This window comes from Maribacter litoralis, assembly GCF_902506355.1.
Lineage (GTDB): Bacteria > Bacteroidota > Bacteroidia > Flavobacteriales > Flavobacteriaceae > Maribacter > Maribacter litoralis.
Map to the genome: position 1 here is coordinate 761,835 of NZ_LR733271.1, position 16,421 is coordinate 778,255.

Annotated in this window: 19 protein-coding genes; 11 read left to right on the forward strand and 8 right to left on the reverse strand. The window is 36.6% G+C overall.

Annotation, left to right across the window (positions count from 1 at the left end):
- The first annotated feature begins 6 nt into the window (after positions 1–6).
- The 8 genes from EXIGUO8A_RS03150 (at position 7) to EXIGUO8A_RS03185 (ending at position 6,026) form a co-directional block, all read left to right on the forward strand.
- Complete coding sequence (locus EXIGUO8A_RS03150) at positions 7–831, forward strand: hypothetical protein (protein ID WP_159301892.1); 825 nt, start codon at positions 7–9, stop codon at positions 829–831.
- Positions 832–917: 86 nt separating this feature from the next.
- Positions 918–1,376 (forward strand): DUF2750 domain-containing protein, encoded by a 459-nt coding sequence (locus EXIGUO8A_RS03155; RefSeq protein ID WP_159301893.1) that lies wholly within the window; start codon positions 918–920, stop codon positions 1,374–1,376.
- A gap of 104 nt (positions 1,377–1,480) precedes the next feature.
- Entirely contained in the window at positions 1,481–2,179 is a 699-nt protein-coding gene (locus EXIGUO8A_RS03160) for a ZIP family metal transporter (protein WP_116772485.1), read from the forward strand.
- Positions 2,180–2,339: 160 nt separating this feature from the next.
- Positions 2,340–2,684 carry a cupin domain-containing protein gene (locus EXIGUO8A_RS03165; protein WP_159301894.1) on the forward strand — a complete coding sequence of 115 codons (345 nt, stop codon included), beginning with the start codon at positions 2,340–2,342 and terminating at the stop codon, positions 2,682–2,684.
- A gap of 9 nt (positions 2,685–2,693) precedes the next feature.
- Positions 2,694–3,086: a group III truncated hemoglobin gene (locus tag EXIGUO8A_RS03170; protein WP_159301895.1), complete on the forward strand. Its 393-nt coding sequence runs from the start codon at positions 2,694–2,696 to the stop codon at positions 3,084–3,086.
- A 449-nt stretch (positions 3,087–3,535) separates the two neighbouring features.
- Positions 3,536–4,171, forward strand: coding sequence for a transglutaminase-like domain-containing protein (locus EXIGUO8A_RS03175; protein ID WP_159301896.1), 636 nt, complete (start codon positions 3,536–3,538; stop codon positions 4,169–4,171).
- 86 nt (positions 4,172–4,257) lie between these two features.
- Entirely contained in the window at positions 4,258–4,842 is a 585-nt protein-coding gene (locus EXIGUO8A_RS03180; protein ID WP_159301897.1) for a hypothetical protein, read from the forward strand.
- A 524-nt stretch (positions 4,843–5,366) separates the two neighbouring features.
- Entirely contained in the window at positions 5,367–6,026 is a 660-nt protein-coding gene (locus EXIGUO8A_RS03185; protein WP_159301898.1) for a hypothetical protein, read from the forward strand.
- Here the strand turns inward: EXIGUO8A_RS03185 and gldC are convergent.
- Positions 6,023–6,364 (reverse strand): gliding motility protein GldC, encoded by a 342-nt coding sequence (gene gldC, locus EXIGUO8A_RS03190; protein WP_159301899.1) that lies wholly within the window; start codon positions 6,362–6,364, stop codon positions 6,023–6,025. The genes EXIGUO8A_RS03185 and gldC overlap by 4 nt on opposite strands.
- Entirely contained in the window at positions 6,365–7,342 is a 978-nt protein-coding gene (gene gldB / locus EXIGUO8A_RS03195) for a gliding motility lipoprotein GldB (RefSeq protein ID WP_159301900.1), read from the reverse strand. It abuts the gene before it with no gap.
- Positions 7,343–7,412: 70 nt separating this feature from the next.
- Here gldB and nadE point away from each other — a divergent pair, with 70 nt between their 5' ends.
- Together nadE and EXIGUO8A_RS03205 are read left to right on the forward strand one after the other, a co-directional pair.
- Positions 7,413–8,201: an NAD(+) synthase gene (gene nadE, locus EXIGUO8A_RS03200; RefSeq protein ID WP_159301901.1), complete on the forward strand. Its 789-nt coding sequence runs from the start codon at positions 7,413–7,415 to the stop codon at positions 8,199–8,201.
- Positions 8,202–8,366: 165 nt separating this feature from the next.
- The gene (locus EXIGUO8A_RS03205) at positions 8,367–8,996 is read left to right on the forward strand and encodes a response regulator (protein ID WP_036156232.1); all 630 of its coding nucleotides are present in this window, start codon (positions 8,367–8,369) and stop codon (positions 8,994–8,996) included.
- A 73-nt stretch (positions 8,997–9,069) separates the two neighbouring features.
- Here EXIGUO8A_RS03205 and dnaG read toward each other — a convergent pair whose 3' ends face one another.
- The gene (gene dnaG, locus EXIGUO8A_RS03210) at positions 9,070–11,055 is read right to left on the reverse strand and encodes a DNA primase (RefSeq protein WP_159301902.1); all 1,986 of its coding nucleotides are present in this window, start codon (positions 11,053–11,055) and stop codon (positions 9,070–9,072) included.
- Between the two features lie 61 nt (positions 11,056–11,116).
- Here dnaG and EXIGUO8A_RS03215 point away from each other — a divergent pair, with 61 nt between their 5' ends.
- Positions 11,117–11,359 carry a zinc-ribbon domain-containing protein gene (locus EXIGUO8A_RS03215; protein ID WP_116772476.1) on the forward strand — a complete coding sequence of 81 codons (243 nt, stop codon included), beginning with the start codon at positions 11,117–11,119 and terminating at the stop codon, positions 11,357–11,359.
- 58 nt (positions 11,360–11,417) lie between these two features.
- Here the strand turns inward: EXIGUO8A_RS03215 and EXIGUO8A_RS03220 are convergent, their stop codons facing one another.
- From EXIGUO8A_RS03220 to rlmN, 5 genes are all read right to left on the reverse strand, one after another.
- On the reverse strand, positions 11,418–12,491 hold the full coding sequence (locus EXIGUO8A_RS03220) for a porin family protein (protein ID WP_159301903.1): 1,074 nt from the start codon (positions 12,489–12,491) through the stop codon (positions 11,418–11,420).
- 89 nt (positions 12,492–12,580) lie between these two features.
- On the reverse strand, positions 12,581–13,327 hold the full coding sequence (locus EXIGUO8A_RS03225; protein ID WP_159301904.1) for a hypothetical protein: 747 nt from the start codon (positions 13,325–13,327) through the stop codon (positions 12,581–12,583).
- A complete protein-coding gene (locus EXIGUO8A_RS03230; RefSeq protein WP_159301905.1) occupies positions 13,314–13,877 on the reverse strand; it encodes an RNA polymerase sigma factor in 564 nt (187 codons plus the stop codon). Before EXIGUO8A_RS03230 ends, EXIGUO8A_RS03225 begins: the two co-directional genes overlap by 14 nt.
- A 123-nt stretch (positions 13,878–14,000) precedes the next feature.
- Positions 14,001–14,978, reverse strand: a complete 978-nt coding sequence (locus tag EXIGUO8A_RS03235; protein WP_159304386.1) for a polyprenyl synthetase family protein — start codon at positions 14,976–14,978, stop codon at positions 14,001–14,003.
- A gap of 364 nt (positions 14,979–15,342) precedes the next feature.
- The gene (gene rlmN / locus EXIGUO8A_RS03240) at positions 15,343–16,386 is read right to left on the reverse strand and encodes a 23S rRNA (adenine(2503)-C(2))-methyltransferase RlmN (RefSeq protein WP_116772471.1); all 1,044 of its coding nucleotides are present in this window, start codon (positions 16,384–16,386) and stop codon (positions 15,343–15,345) included.
- Positions 16,387–16,421 lie beyond the last annotated feature (35 nt).

A 16,421-nucleotide genomic window follows, 5' to 3' on the forward strand; every position in this document is an offset into this window, starting at 1 on the left:
AAAACAATGCAGTTCAATTCTAGTCAGAAATTCAAAAACTCAAATATTTATAGATTGTCTGAATTGAAACCTGCGGCTACAAAACTCATTTTAGAACCTAAAACTGAGTTAATAGAACTCTTAAAGTTGACATTATTCGACTTGACTTTAAAGCAAGTTTTAAGAATCAAGAAAACTCAATTAAAATCTCACCCAAGAGACCCATACTTAAGAGAATATGTAACTGTCGAAACTGGAAAGAATTTCACAAAATATAAGCCAAATAAATTTGAAGAATATTTTACAGGACTCATTGACGAGGATAGCTATTTCAAATTAAAACCTTACTTAAGAGCCATATTCAAAAAAATACCATCTGAATACCAATATAAAAAAGAGATTGTTCGTGATTTAAAACTGAAATCTTATTTTAAAAGTGATTTAGTTTCAAGTATTTTTTCATTGTTCAAAACCAATTTCAAGGGAAATAATCTAAAAAAAGAACTACAAGAGTACCTAGACGAAGTAGATGAAAATATTGTAACCTTTATTGAAAACGAACCAAATAAGGCATTAGAATTAATTCTATTTCTTCAAGGAAACATCTTTCTTCTTAAGAACTTAAAATTTGAACTTTTAGAAAAACTCAAATCAATATCTCCAGTAATCTCAAATAATAATGATGATGACTTTTTAAACGATTGGTATTGGATCGATTTTATCTACGACCCTGACCTTTCATTTTCTGATTTATTCACTGATATATCTGAAATGTTCCATACCATCGATGATTACTTCGATTTTGACAGTGGCGGAGATTGGGGTGGAGATTATGACTTTGACATTGACTAATAAAATGGAATGTGAATCACAAAAATTAAAATTACCTTCGTCATCATTTCAACAAAAAACAACACACCTTCCCACAAACACAACACATGGAACAACAAGGCTCAGATATCATTGAAAATAGATACAAGAACTTTATTAAAACCGTTTGCGAGACAGGCATTGTTTATGCGCTGCAAAATCATGAAGGCTTTGCCACCTCAGCCTCTGCGCTTTATGAAAATGAACAGGGCAAACCTGTTGACATATTATGTTTTTGGGCAGAAGGTGCCAGAGCGAAATCTTGCACTATAAACCATTGGAGCAACTACCAAATTACAGAAATAGCATTAGTAGATTTTATAGAAAATTGGGGTGTAGGCATGGAAAATGACGGTATTATAGCCGGCATTGCCTTTGACCAAAAAATGTTTGGCTACGAAGCCAAACCCTTAGATTTAATTCTTGCCTTAGTTGATGAAATAAAAGCAACCAAAAAAGAACTACAGCTACAAAAATTTGAAAACCTTGCCGATTTAGAAGAACAGGCGAAAATTGCCAACGGGTAGTATTTAGAGTTAATAAAACTTTTAATCATAGCATCGATTTTAACGACAGGTGCCTAATTTGCGCTGAACACCTAGCAAATTAATTAACCCTATCGTTAAAAATTATGATGACCGCCATTGTTGTACTAATTGTAACCGGAGCACTTGTTATTGGTGCACTGTGGGGGCTGTACGGAAATTTATCAAAAAGGCTGGAAGGTTTTCTGGTAGCATTGGCAGGCGGTGCGCTATTGGTTTCGGCATTGCTTGAACTTATTTATCCGGCACTTGAAAATAACTCCGTCCCCATGGCGTTGACCACGGTATTTGTAGGTGCCATTACGTTCACCGCATTAGATTATTGGGTGAAGGAAAAATGGAACTCTCAAAGTGGCGGTGGTTTACTTGCTGCTATTACCTTAGACGGCATACCAGAAAATTTGGCATTGGGTGTTTCTTTGATCGGCGCAGGACCATTATCCATCGCTGCGCTTTCTGGCTCCATACTTTTATCGAATTTACCCGAAGCGGCAGGTGGGGCAAAAGAGATGGCGGAAAATGCAGGTTCTAAAAAGAAAGTTTTATGGCTTTGGATCGGTACCGCTCTTATACTATCCGCCTCCGCCTTGCTGGGTCATTTTTTACTTGCCGACGTACCTACCAAGTATTTGAATTACATTAAATGCTTTGCCGGTGGTGCCGTTGCCGCATCACTTGCTTTAGAGGTTTTTCCAAAAGCTTTTAAAGAAGATAAGTATTGGACAGGTGTTGCTACAGCAATCGGTTTAGTTTTAGCGCTGTATTTAAATACTCTGGGGGAGTAATAGCCAATTACATATTTTATTCCTAATTGTTAAAAATCAATAGACCGATTACCCCATAACACCACTAAAACAGAACCGCAGAAAGTGCTTTTTACAAAAAACACTGAGAAGTGTCATAGTTTAGAAATCCGTTGTTGTCTACTATTGTAAAAACAATGGTATGCAAAAAATATCTTTCACCGAAAATTTAGAATTTAACGACAAGAAAATTGTCACACAAGTGCTTTTAGAAACATCGTTCTCTAAAGAAATACGCATCTTATTGAAAAAAGGTCAGCTTATGAAAGAACATAAAGCGCCTTTTCCAATTATAGTCCATATAGTAAAAGGCAGTATAGATTTCGGAGTGGAAGGCACTGTTCATGTTCTAGAGCAAGGAGATATCATTACCTTAGCAGCCAATATTCCGCATGACCTTTTAGCGAAATCGGATAGTATTATTCGCCTTACCCTTTCTAAACTTGATGCCGCCGAACGGGTAGAAAAAGTCGTTGCAGATTCTTAAGCATAGCGCATGACAAAAATTACAAATAGAGAAGATGTGAGGGTATTGGTGCATACGTTTTACGATAAAATAAGACAGCATGATATTCTTGGACCCATTTTTAACGGACATATTACCGAAGAGCAATGGCCGGCACACCTCAGCAAACTCACCGATTTTTGGGAATCTAACTTATTTGGGGTACGCACTTTTAGAGGAAGCCCCTCAAAAGCACATGTCAACGTTGATAAAAATCTCAACCATACGGTTTCTCAAAATCACTTTGCGCAATGGCTACAACTATGGTTCGAAACCATTGACGAACTTTACGAAGGTGAATTGGCAGACAGAGCCAAAGAAATGGCACGGAGAATGTCAACAGGGCAGTATATTCATATTTGGCAGAACAGACCGAGGGATTAGTTCTCAGTGGGCAGTGTTCAGTATCAGAGGGCAGTTTCAGTTCCCAGTAGGCAGTATCAGCTGGCAGTGTATTAGCGAAATAGTGAATAATGGCTACTGGCTACTTAAATATCAACAATTTAGCAAAGCTAAATACGATTCAATCAATAAAAGTCCATTCTCTTTCCTCTATATTCTATACTCTATTTTCTCTATTCCAATTTTAAAATTCTCACTTAATACTTTGTACTTAATACTGATTCCAAGCATCTGATAAAACAAGTCTATTCTCTATATTCTATTTTCTCTCTTCTAACATTAGACATCTCACCTCGTACTTAATACTTTGTACTTTATACTCTTTACTCCATACTAGCTTTGGGCGTATGGCGATTTACCCTTGACGCATAAAAATTTCTTACCTTAGTCTTTGGCGTATAAATCGATGTATACTACAAATACTCAATTCTATGGATTACCTATCCCCCACTTACTTTTTTGATTTTAAAAGTGAAGAAATACAAGCGTTTATTTCCGAATTTAAAGATACCGAACTATCACAGAAAGAAATAGCTATTGCACTTTATACCAAGGTGAGAGATACATGGCGGTACGATCCCTACAGCCTAAGTTTCAACAAAGAGAAATACCGTGCCAGTGAAATTGCAAAACGCACTAAAGGGCACTGTGTGGACAAATCGATCATTTTAGTTGCTTGTTTACGTGCTATGGGTATACCTGCACGAATTCATTTAGCGAAGGTCAAAAACCATATCGCGGTAGACCGATTGATAGAGAAATTCGGTTCTAACGAGTTAACGCCCCATGGTATGGTAGATGCCTATATTAATGGTAAATGGCTGAAGCTCTCACCCACGTTCAACGCTTCGTTATGCGAAATGCTGAATGTTGCCCCTTTGGATTTTGATGGTGAAAATGATGCCGTGCTACAAGCATTCAATGAAGATGGCACCCAGTTTATGGAATATTTGGAAGATTACGGGTATTTTGAAGATGTACCCGTTGCTTTTATGGCTCAGAATGCTCGTGAACACTACCCTAACATATTTGACACAGGAAACAACCAAACGGAGTTTCAACTGTAGGTTTTAACAAACTTTAATACTCCATGGCATTACAAACTTCTTTATGAATCGCTTTTTATAGTACTTTCGATTCAAAATTAGAACCATTGAAAAACATTCTATTCGTACTTTTTATAGCATTTTCATCAATGCCTACTTTCGCACAGGAACCGCTTGTGTGGAATCCTGATTATGAGTTACAGCTAAGCGACTATCAATCGGCGGAATCGGAAATCAATCCTGAACTTACCTCCTATTCTATTTATTCTGGATCAAAAATCGACTTCAGTTTTAATATGAACTCGGTCTCGTTCATGTTTACCAAAAACTTTAATGATAAGGTAAAGGCTATTTTTCAAAAAAACCTTGCTGTGTTGGTGGCTCCGGATTCCCTTACCGCTAATCAACTATTGCAATTTGGGCGCTACGATTTTGACCTGGTAGAGCTTTATGCTAGAAAAATTCGCAAAAAAATATATGAGGAGAAAGGTACTTTTAGCGATTCTAAATTATTTCAGCCCATTTTCAATGAGCTACAGGAAGAAATGAATACCGTAAGCGCCCAAGTCTTTAAAGTAACGGATTTCGGAAAAGACACCGAGCTTCTTCTCAAAGAACACAACAAGGTGATTGATGAGATCAATGCCCTCTCCGATTTTTGTATGACGTGCAAGCCTAGGAAGAATAGGTAATAGTTGTTCGTTGATGGTTGTTCGTTGATGGTTGTTCGTTGATGGTTGTTCGTTGATGGTTGTTCGTTGATGGTTGTTCGTTGATGGTTGTTCGTTGATGGTTGTTCGTTGATGGTTGTTCGTTGATGGTTGGTTAAACGCTTCGCGTTTTTTGTATTAAGTATTAAGTACAGAGTACTTAGCTGATCGTACGTGAAATTTTTATCGAGATTCTTCGCGTGTTCCAAACCTGTTCTCGATACATTTTCTTTCAGAAAACACTCGAACTGACATAGATAATTTCAATAGCTTGCCATATCGCGAGAGCTCCTCGCAATGACATTTACATTTACTTAAGACTTTGTACTTAACACTTAGTACTTCTAACCTCGTACCTTCTACTTAATACTTAATACCTTGTACTTAATACTTTGTACTCTGTACTTCTTACCACAACTCAGCACCCAAATACCCCAATTGAGTAATTATATTTATCTCTACAACAATAAATACTCCATCTTTGGGTAACGAAAAACCGACCGACCATGGAAAACATCATTAGCATCTTCATCTACATTCACGCATTTTTTGGCGGTGTAGGTCTTATTACCGGTATAGCAAGTATTATTGTAAAAAAAGGGCAACACAATCATAAACGATTAGGTAAATGGTTTTCATGGTCAATGATTATAAGCTCTGCTATTTCTCTAGTAGTAGCACGTATGCCCAACCACATCAACACCTTTTTATTCTTGATCGGTATTTTTACGATCTATATGGTTATGGCAGGTAATAGGGCACTCACATTTAAATCGACCAAAAAAACAAAAGCGAACTTGACCGATATACTCGTTTCAGCAATTATGGCTATTTGCGCGCTCTTAATGATCGTCTTTGGCTCTACAGGACTTATACAAGGATATTCTCACAGTATCCTATTTCTAGTATTCGGTCTAACCGGTCTCTCTTTAACCTTTGGCGACTACAAACTATTTAAGACCACATTAGAGAACAGAAAACTTTGGCTCATAAATCACCTAAGCAGAATGTTAGGTGCACTAATAGCTTCCATAACGGCATTTATAGTTGCCGGTATGCACCAAGATAATCTATGGGCATGGCTTACTCCGTCCGTTTTCGGTACCGCCTATATTGTTTACTGGATTAAAAAAATAAAAGGTAAAAAGAAGTTGAAAACTGTTTAACCCTGTTCTTTTAAATTTAGATTTTCTGCGAAGTAGTCACAGAAATCTTTCATGGTAGCCGTCATTTTCTCGTCTTGCGTCGCTTTTAAGAAGGTTTCTGACAAAGAAACCAATGTTTGGTGAAAGAAAGTTTTCATTTCATCTACGGGCATATCCTTGGTCCATAAATCGATTTTTAGAGATTCTTGGTTCTTGCTATCCCAAACGGACAACAACATTGCCTTTGCCTCTTCATTCTCAATGCCTCCGTCTTGTGCAGACCAGTTTAATTTTTCAGGAACTCTATTCTCATCTAATCCTACGCGCAACGTAATCTCTGAAGTATGTAAATCTGCCATTTAATTTCTGGGTTTGTAATTTGATTTTTTAAATATCTCTTCTGCAGGCATGGTCATAAGTTGTTTTAACTCCACATCATTATTATCCATAAATGCGCGTACAATTTGCCAACCTACAAATCTACCTAATCTACCTGGCGACTCATTATCCAATTCCAGTCCAAATTTCGAAAAGGGTGCCGGTTCTAAAAATCGCTGGTTCAACTTATTATCTGTACTGTACAGGTATTCGTTTTCAATAAAATTTCTCCACATCGGCTCTTCATTTGCAAAAGCCCAATCTAGATCTTCTTGCGAGTACCCTATTTTCTTACGGTCTTCTACACTTGGCATTATCATATCTTTCAAATACAATTCTTTGCCAAAATAGATCATACGTGCAAGAAAAGAGCGATCTCTTGGTCTTGGCACTACCTGCTTCGCAAAAGAACTAGCAACATCGGCTACCAAAAAATTACGATCTAAAGTATGTGCAATATAACGCTGAAAACCACCATAGTACTTATGCTCAGGACCTAAATAATTATCAAGGCTAATGAATAACAAACTATCGGTCAAAATAATCCTGTTATTATAATCGACATCATTTGTTACCGTTATCACTTTTGGCACCGTGTATTCCGGGAAATAGTACTTAATGTGTTTAAACAATTGCACCAAGCCTTCTTCCTCGTCCTCAAAACTACGAAAGGCGTTACCTACTTCTTGAAATAGCTCTATTTGAAGGGAATCGTTCATTTTGGCGATCCAAACACTATCTGGCGCCGGAAATAAATACGGATACATTTTACGTAAGCTCGGCAAACCTTTCTCACCCGAAGCCGCAAATTCGCGATCAAATCGCGATATTTTAAGATCCATGGGTATCGCCGAAATCTCTTTGGCAACCTTATCACTATCATTACAACTAGAAAGAATGACAAAAACTGATAATAGTATAAAAATAGGTTTGACCTTGGCAAGTATTTTACAATACATTTTATTATTCACAGTGTTCAACTTATTTTTAAGGCAAAGTTAATTGATTTTACTAAATAATTAGAGCGGTATGCAAACTGAAAAGGTAATTGAACACATTGTAAAGTGGTTAAAAGATTATGCTGTTAATGCAAAACAAAAAGGTTTTGTCATTGGAGTGTCTGGCGGAATTGACTCTGCCGTTACTTCTACCCTATGCGCAAAAACGGGTTTAGACCTGCTTTGTCTAGAGATGCCCATTCACCAAGCCGAGAACCAAAGTGATCGCGCCTCAAGACATATTGATTGGTTAACAACGAATTTCCCCAATGTAAAAAGACAACCTGTAAACCTTACTCCGGTTTTCGATAGCTTAGTGGCAGCCCTACCAGCGGTTGAAAATGAAGAGGAAAGATTTATGTCTTTGGCAAACACAAGAGCTAGACTACGTATGACCAGTTTGTACTATTTTGCCGCCCTAAAACGCTATCTGGTAGCAGGTACAGGAAACAAGGTAGAAGATTTCGGGGTAGGATTTTATACAAAATACGGCGATGGCGGTGTTGACCTTAGCCCTATTGCCGATCTAATGAAGACCGAAGTATATGACATCGCAAAATCTTTGGGTGTAAACCAAGAGATCATAGATGCCGCACCAACAGATGGTTTATGGGGAGATGATAGAACAGATGAAGATCAGATAGGTGCATCGTACCCCGAGTTAGAATGGGCCATGAACATGAAAGACGAAGGAAAAACCGTTGCAGATTTTGAAGGAAGACAGAAAGAGGTCTATACAATTTTTACAAGGTTCAATACTATGAACCAACACAAAATGTTATCTATACCTGTTTGTGAGATCCCAAAAGAGTTAAAATAACAACTCAACTAAGAATCAAGGTATTAAATCGAAAATAAAGTTGAAAATTATACGTTAATAATAAAAAAATGCAACTTTGACTTCTAATTTAGAATTTTATGCCTTACATTGCATGTTGTCTTTTCAGACAATAATAGGTTTTAAAATCTATAAAAAAATAATTTAATGATCAAAGTTTTAATAGCGGACAATCATCCTATCATAAGAATGGGAGTTAGGAAGGTTCTAGAATCCGCTGAGGGATTTGAACTGATCGATGAGGTAGCTACTACCGAAGAACTGTTTGAAAAACTCAAAGACACAACCCCCGATGTGGTCATGTTAGAAATGGATATTCCGGATATAAACGGAATAGCGGCATTACGCAAAATCAAGAAAGATTACGCGGACGTAAAAGTCCTTATGTACAGCGGTCAATCTGAAGATGTGTACGCCCTAAGTGCCATTAGAGCAGGTGCTTTTGGATATTTATCCAAATCATCTGGTGTAGAGTATATAACTGCAGCAGTGACCAAAGTAAGTGAAGGTAGCATGTTCATTACGAACGAACTTGCACAAAGACTTGCTTTTGATGAAGGAACTAAAAAACCAAGAAGGTTCTTTAGAAAACTATCTACTAGAGAAATAGAAGTATTAAAACTTTTAGCTAGTGGTAAGCGCAACAAAGAAGTTGCTTTAGGTTTAAACCTAAACGAAAAAACAGTTAGTACCTACAAAGCTCGTTTAATGAAAAAATTAAATGTTGATAATATGGTAGATTTATTACAACAGGCAAAAGCCCTGGAATTGTACTAAATTCTTACAACTGTAATAAAATAAAAAAAGACCTGCTGTTAGCAGGTCTTTTTTTAATACGTTAATATTTTTTCTACGATAAAACCCTATTTAATTTTTGGTTCAATAACTTATTCAACTGAATATAGTTCATAATCTCCTCAAGCGCCTCTCTATTATCTTTACCTGCCTCTTCTGTAGTTTGCTGTAATGCCGTCATTCTTTTTTTGATCAGGTAACAGCGTAGGGTCAAAATTGTTTCGCTAACCAATTGAGATACACCAATTTCTTTCTTTTTTGGAAAAATATCCTTCCTTTCCCAATTATGTAAGGTATAGCGTTCTTCCTCCATCAAAATAGAGGAGATTTGATTTGCCATATCTTGATCTAGTCCGTTTACAAAAGCGGTAATTGAAAAATCTTCGTTTTGGTTCAGGGCTTCGATCAGCCTGCTGTACATTTTACGAAAATCTTCATTTGCCAATTCTATTTCATCTTCTTGAAGATCTAAGTATATTTTTTCATACACCTTGATTTCGGCAGATTCTGGCTCTAACACCAAATCTCCCGCATCATTTTCCTTCAATACCAAATCTTCAAATTCTTCTTTAAAATTGCCGTATAGCATGAGCGATTCAATGATTTTTCGCTCTAAGAGGTACTGTACGTCTACTTTCTCTTCTTTTTCAATATCGGTATTACGAACAACATCAAAAGCTTTCTGCTCTTCTTTCTGTTGCTTTTGTATTTCCTTCTCCTCTTTTTTTCCAATTTGGGCAAGCGTGTTATACAACACCGCCTCAGAAATATTCATAATCTGGGCACACTCTTGTATATAGATCTCTTGTTGAATACGATCGGGGATTTTTGCAATACTATTTACGATATCCCTAACCGTATCGGCTCTTTTTATAGGATCATTATCAGCCTCCTTTACAAGAAGAGAAGCCTTAAACTGAATAAAATCTTTAGCGTTATCATTTAGATAGGCCATTACATCATCCAACTCATTGTTCTTGGCAAAACTATCTGGATCCTCACCTTCTGGAAATGTACATACTCTTACATTCATACCCTGCTCCAAAATCAGGTCAATACCACGTAACGATGCGCGTAAACCTGCCGCATCACCATCGAACAACACCGTAATGTTCTTTGTAAGTCTATTTATAAGCCTTATCTGCTCTGGTGTCAAAGCGGTACCACTTGAGGAAACCACGTTTTCTATACCCCTTTGAGCAAACTGTATTACATCGGTATAACCTTCTACCAAGTAGCAATTATCTTCCTTTGCGATCGCTTGTTTTGCATAGTAAATACCATACAACACCTTACTTTTATGGTAGATGTCACTTTCAGGGGAGTTCAGGTATTTGGCAGCCTTTTTATCGTTTGTTAGTATACGCCCTCCAAAACCAAGTACACGACCACTTAACGAATGAATAGGAAACATGACCCTACCCTTAAACCTATCAAATTTTCTAGCTCCATTAGGATTATTGGGGTCCTCTTTTACAATGGTGAGTCCCGTTTTTTGAAGGTATTCCAGTTTATAACTTTTATCAAGGGCCGCTTTGGTAAAACCGTCCCACTGATCTAGGCAATACCCTAATTCAAATTTCTTGATGGTCTCATCGGTAAATCCACGTTCTTTAAAATAGGTGAGACCAATTGCCTTACCCAGCTCACTTTCCCAAAGCATTTCCTTAAAATGCTTTTGTGCGAACTCAGACACCAAATACATGCTCTCACGTTCGTTCGCCTGTTCTTTTTGTTCGCTAGATTGTTCTGTCTCCTCTACTTCTATATTATACTTTTTGGCAAGGTATTTAATCGCCTCAGGATAGGTAAAATGCTCGTGTTCCATTAAAAAAGCAACTACATTTCCACCCTTACCACTACTAAAGTCTTTCCAAATCTGCTTTACGGGAGATACCATAAAACTTGGTGTACGTTCATCACTAAACGGACTCAATCCTTTAAAATTAGATCCTGATTTCTTTAATTGTACAAAATCACCAATAACCTCCTCTAAACGAGCAGTTTCGTAAACTTGGTCTATAGTTGTTTTTGCAATCATGAAAATCTTGCTAAAAGCTGGTAATAATTTTACGTAAATTAGAACATCAAAAATAGCAATAATGATTCTATTCTTCGGCACTAGACCAGGAAAGCCAGAAACTAAAAAGCTTTTTCATAGCACATGCCCTTATTGCCAGCAAAAAGGCTCCTTAACCGCAATTACAATAAAAAACTATTTCCATATCTTCTGGATAAAGCTCTTTAAAATTTCAAGCCACACTACCATAGAATGTAGCCACTGTAAACGTGGGTATTATGAAAATGAATTTACCGAAGAAATGAATACCGAACTTTCTAAATAAAAATACTGTAGCACCCTATTAAAAGTACCACAGCTAATTTGATTGATGAATTTCTTAATTAAAGATCGAACCTAAGACCTAGAGAGATGTTACGTTGATCTACCGCCGCATCTTTGAATATTGGATTAAGATCATACTTCACATACAATAGCACCCCATCTACACCCGCATAGGCACTTAAACCATACACAAGATCATTGGTATTGTAACTACGCTTTAATTTGTCTTTTACCTTTTCGCCATCAATGGTATATTTTAATTTTTGACGCGTTCCTAAATTGAACCCTGCATAACCACCCAAACCAACTCTAAATTTATTATGCAATGAATACCTTATGGTTTTATCGGTAGTAGATAGCTTTGACGGACCAAACTCAAAATGCATAGGAAATACTAGGTTGTCCATTCTAAATTTAGATTTATCCAAATCATACTCAAACTCCTGTAATTCCGATTGTCCGTTTTCAAGAGAAACCAAATACTGATTATCCTTTGGTTTTAATCCGTTGAACTGAAATGAGAACCCATAATTGAATCGCAGAAAGTTAGTATTCTTAAATACCCTGGTGCGCCATTGCCATCCCATTTCAAAAAATCTACTTCCACCAATTTTATATGGAGAATCATTTAAGGACTGTCCTTCTATAATTGTATTATTTAGACCAACGGCCAAAACAATATCAGAATAGGTTCTTCTATCATAAACCGTCTCTTTTCTATATTTATTTTCATTGATACGTATTCCAAACAGTTTGTCATCATCATCTCCTACCCCGAATTCAAATGCAAACTTATAGTTTAAGGTATCCAGTTCTTTTACATCACCGTTATTTCTTTCTAGCAGAGAAATTTTATTATCGATAATGGCAATTCGCTCTTCTATATTCAAAGCTCTTTTTTCTGCTGCTTTCATTTTTAATGCATTGGACTCCTCTTCGGTAATTTGCCCATTTTCCAACTGTTTTACAATCTCTGCAATCTCAAATTTTAAAGCTTCCTTTTCTTGCCTGGTGATGCTTAACTTTTGCTCTTCTAAAGTTTCTATCTTCTCTTTATAACTCTCCTGCGCTACTAAACCTTGGGTTAACAAAAGTGTCAGCAACACTATTAAATACATTGTAATTGTTCTCATTTTAATTTTGATTTTTTTTGATGAATAAACTCCGCTCCCTGTCCCTATAGCATTTTATAGAGATGTAGGATAAAACGATATGTGATTGATTAATTATTGCGGTCTGCCACAGCAGTACGCACTTTTATAAAACCGGCTTTTAGGGAATCAAAAATTTGGTCTCGGAAGGATTGATCAAGTTCATCTTCAACCTCTGTCAACAAAGCCATAGCATCAACAGATTTATTTTTATTAAATATTTTCTCTCTTAAAATTTCGTCTTGCGCCCGTTTTAACAAGGAATCTACCTCGGCATCGGTCACTGTACTGTTTTGTTCTAGAACATTTACCTGCGCCATAATAGCTGCCACCTTAGAGTCAATAATTTCATCAGGCACCAATATCTCAATAGTTTCGTTAGTTGGCACTTGATTTACAGCTACTTCAATTTTATCATCCAGCACTTTAGACTCTTGTATTTTAGGTACTATAGGTTCTTCAACTTTTACCTTTTCTACACTGGTTTTAGATTCTGATGATACCTCTACCACTTCTTCTTCACTTTTAAAAGGCAAGGACTCTTTTATAATAACATCGTCTAATTTATTTTCCTTTTCCGTGTCTACAATTTCAGTTGGCAACTCATTGCTTACGGCACTGCCATTAAAGTAAAACAGTGCAACACCAAGCAATACCACTATACTAGCCGCAATACCCATCCATAGATATACGGGTTTCTTTTTGGCATCATCATCTTTTAATTCTGATGCTATTTTTGCCCATGCATTCTCTGAAGGAAGAATTTCCCGCTCTTGAAATTTAGCTTTTATATGTTTTTCAAACTTATCGGTTTCCATACCCTATAATATTTTGTTGCCTTAATTGGTCTTGAAGCAATTTTCGGGCTTTTAATAATTGTGTTTTTGAAGTGCTTTCCGCAATGGATAACATTTCTGCAATTTCCTTATGTTTATACCCTTCTACGGTATACAATACGAAGACCATTTTATAGCCTTGTGGCAAAGCATCGATCAATTGTTGAATATGCTCGGTGTCCAAATCTGTACTTTGCGAAATCTCGTCGGACTGATTTTTCTCGTATACCTCATCATCATAAACCACAAACTGTTGTTTTCTTAAATAAGAAATACTTTCTCTAATCATTATTTTACGTAACCAACCTTCAAAACTACCCTCGAACTTAAACGTATGTAACTTATTGAACATTTTTAAAAACCCTTGCACCATAACATCTTCCGCAAAATGAATATCCCTAATATACTGTCTACAGACACTCAACATTTTTGGAGCATGCTTTTTATACAAACGCTCTTGCGCATCGCGGTTACCCGATGATGCTTTTTTTATAAGCTGCTTTTCGTTTTTATAAAAAGGTATAATTTTCACAATATTGGTTTGGTCTTCTATTTACATAGACGCAGAAGAAGGAAATATAGTTGCCTGAAAAATAAAATTAATTGAAATAATTTTTCAATAACCTTAAAATCAATGTTTTAAAAATATAAAAAATTACTTTTTACGATCAACTACATAGTTTACCATGAGCTGTAAGGCACTTTTATATTCAGAATCCGGGTACGTATCCAAAAGCTCTAGTGCTTCATTTCTGTATTGCAGCATTTTGCTAACGGCATAGTCCAAGCCTCCTTTTTCCTTGACAAAGGCTATCACTTCTTTTACCCGCTTTTTATTCTTATTGTGGTTTTTGATGGAGTTGATCACCCAACTTTTTTCTTTCTTCGAGCAATTATTAAGGGCATAGATCAATGGCAATGTCATCTTTTGTTCCTTTATATCTATACCGGTAGGCTTTCCTATTTTTTCGCCTCCATAATCAAAGAGATCATCTTTAATTTGAAATGCCATACCGCACAGCTCACCAAATTTTCTAAAAGTTTCCACATCGATACTTTCAGGCTTAACGGAACATGCACCCAAAGAACAACATGCCGCTATCAAGGTAGCGGTCTTTTGTCTTATAATATCATAATAGACCTCTTCGGTGATATCTAAGCGCCTAGCTTTCTCTATTTGCAACAATTCGCCTTCGCTCATTTCACGAACGGCGACGGAGATTATTTTAAGTAAATCGAAATCACCATTATCAATGGACAGCAACAAACCTTTAGACAGTAGATAATCGCCTACTAAAACTGCAATTTTATTTTTCCATAGGGCATTAATGGAGAAGAAACCCCTTCGTTTGTTGCTTTCGTCTACTACGTCATCATGAACCAATGTGGCAGTATGTATCAACTCTATAACCGAAGCACCACGATACGTACGCTCGTTTACCTCGCCATTATTCAACAATTTTGCTGTTAAAAACACGAACATAGGACGCATTTGCTTCCCTTTTCTATTGACTATGTAGTGGGTAATTCGATTGAGTAGTGCAACCTTAGAGCTCATCGAATCTCTAAACTTAGACTCAAACAACTCCATTTCCTGATAGACAGGTTCCTTTATTTGCGATACTATTTTCAGCTGCTCCTTCTTAGAACGCCTAAATTAGTTAAAAGCTAGGAAATAACAGTACCCAGAGAAGATATAATGATTTGATGGTTGTTGGTTGTTGGTTGTTGGAAAAAATAAAATACAAGTTCAACCTCAAGTTCAAAACTCAAGTTCAAGTTCAAAAATAATTTTGGCTTTTGGCTTTTGGCTTTTACGCTTCGCGTTTTTTAGTATTAAGTAATAAGTGTAAAGTACTAAGATATTAGGTTAGCAATTTCCCTAATAGTTCATTTTACTAATTACTCTATTTTCTCTATTCCACTTTTTACTTCGGACTTCTTACTTAATACTTTGTACTCTTTACTTCGTACCTCGCACTTATTACTTTGTACTTCTAACTTTTATTCGCCAACTGTCCGCATGCGGCATCGATATCCTTACCTCTAGAACGACGAACGGTTACTACTATATTATTACGCTCCAAAGAATTCACATAACGGTCTATAGCAGCATTTGACGCTTGTCTGAATTCGCCATCATCAATGGGGTTGTATTCTATTAAATTTACTTTTGATGGTGCAAAACGGCAAAATTCCACCAAAGCATCGACATCTTTTTGGGTATCATTAATTCCTTCCCAAACCACATATTCATAGGTAATTCTACTTTTGGTCTTGTTATACCAATATTGTAGCGAATCTCTTAGATCGCTCAACGTGAATTTGGCATTAAAAGGCATTATTGAAGTACGTATTTCATCAACTGCAGAATGTAATGAAACCGCTAATTTAAATTTCACCTCATCATCTGCCATTTTACGAATCAACTTTGGCACGCCAGAGGTAGAAACCGTAATTCTTTTAGGTGACATACCCAATCCTTCAGAAGAGGTAATTTTATCAATTGCCTTTAATACGTTGTTATAGTTCATTAAAGGCTCACCCATTCCCATAAACACAATGTTACTCAACGGCCTGTCAAAATACAATCGGCTTTCATTGTCAATGGCTACTACTTGATCATAGATTTCATCGGGATTCAAATTTCGCATTCGTTTTAAACGAGAGGTTGCACAGAACCTACAGTCTAAACTACACCCAACCTGACTTGATACACAAGCCGTAGTCCTTGATTTTGTGGGAATCAAGACGGACTCCACGATTAAATCGTCATGCAAGCGTACGGCATTTTTTATAGTACCGTCGCTACTACGTTGCATTTGATCCACCTTAATGTGATTAATGACAAAATTAGCCTCAAGCATTTCCCTAGTTTCTTTTGACAGATTCGTCATCACATCAAAAGAATAAGCGGCTTTCTGCCATAACCATTCGTAAACTTGATTACCACGAAAAGCTTTGTCACCATTAGAAACAAAGAACTCCCTAAGCTGCTCTCTAGTTAGTGCCCGGATATCTTTTTTCTTTATTTCTTCCATCTATTAAAGGTAGGTATTACTGGTGATAAAAATCC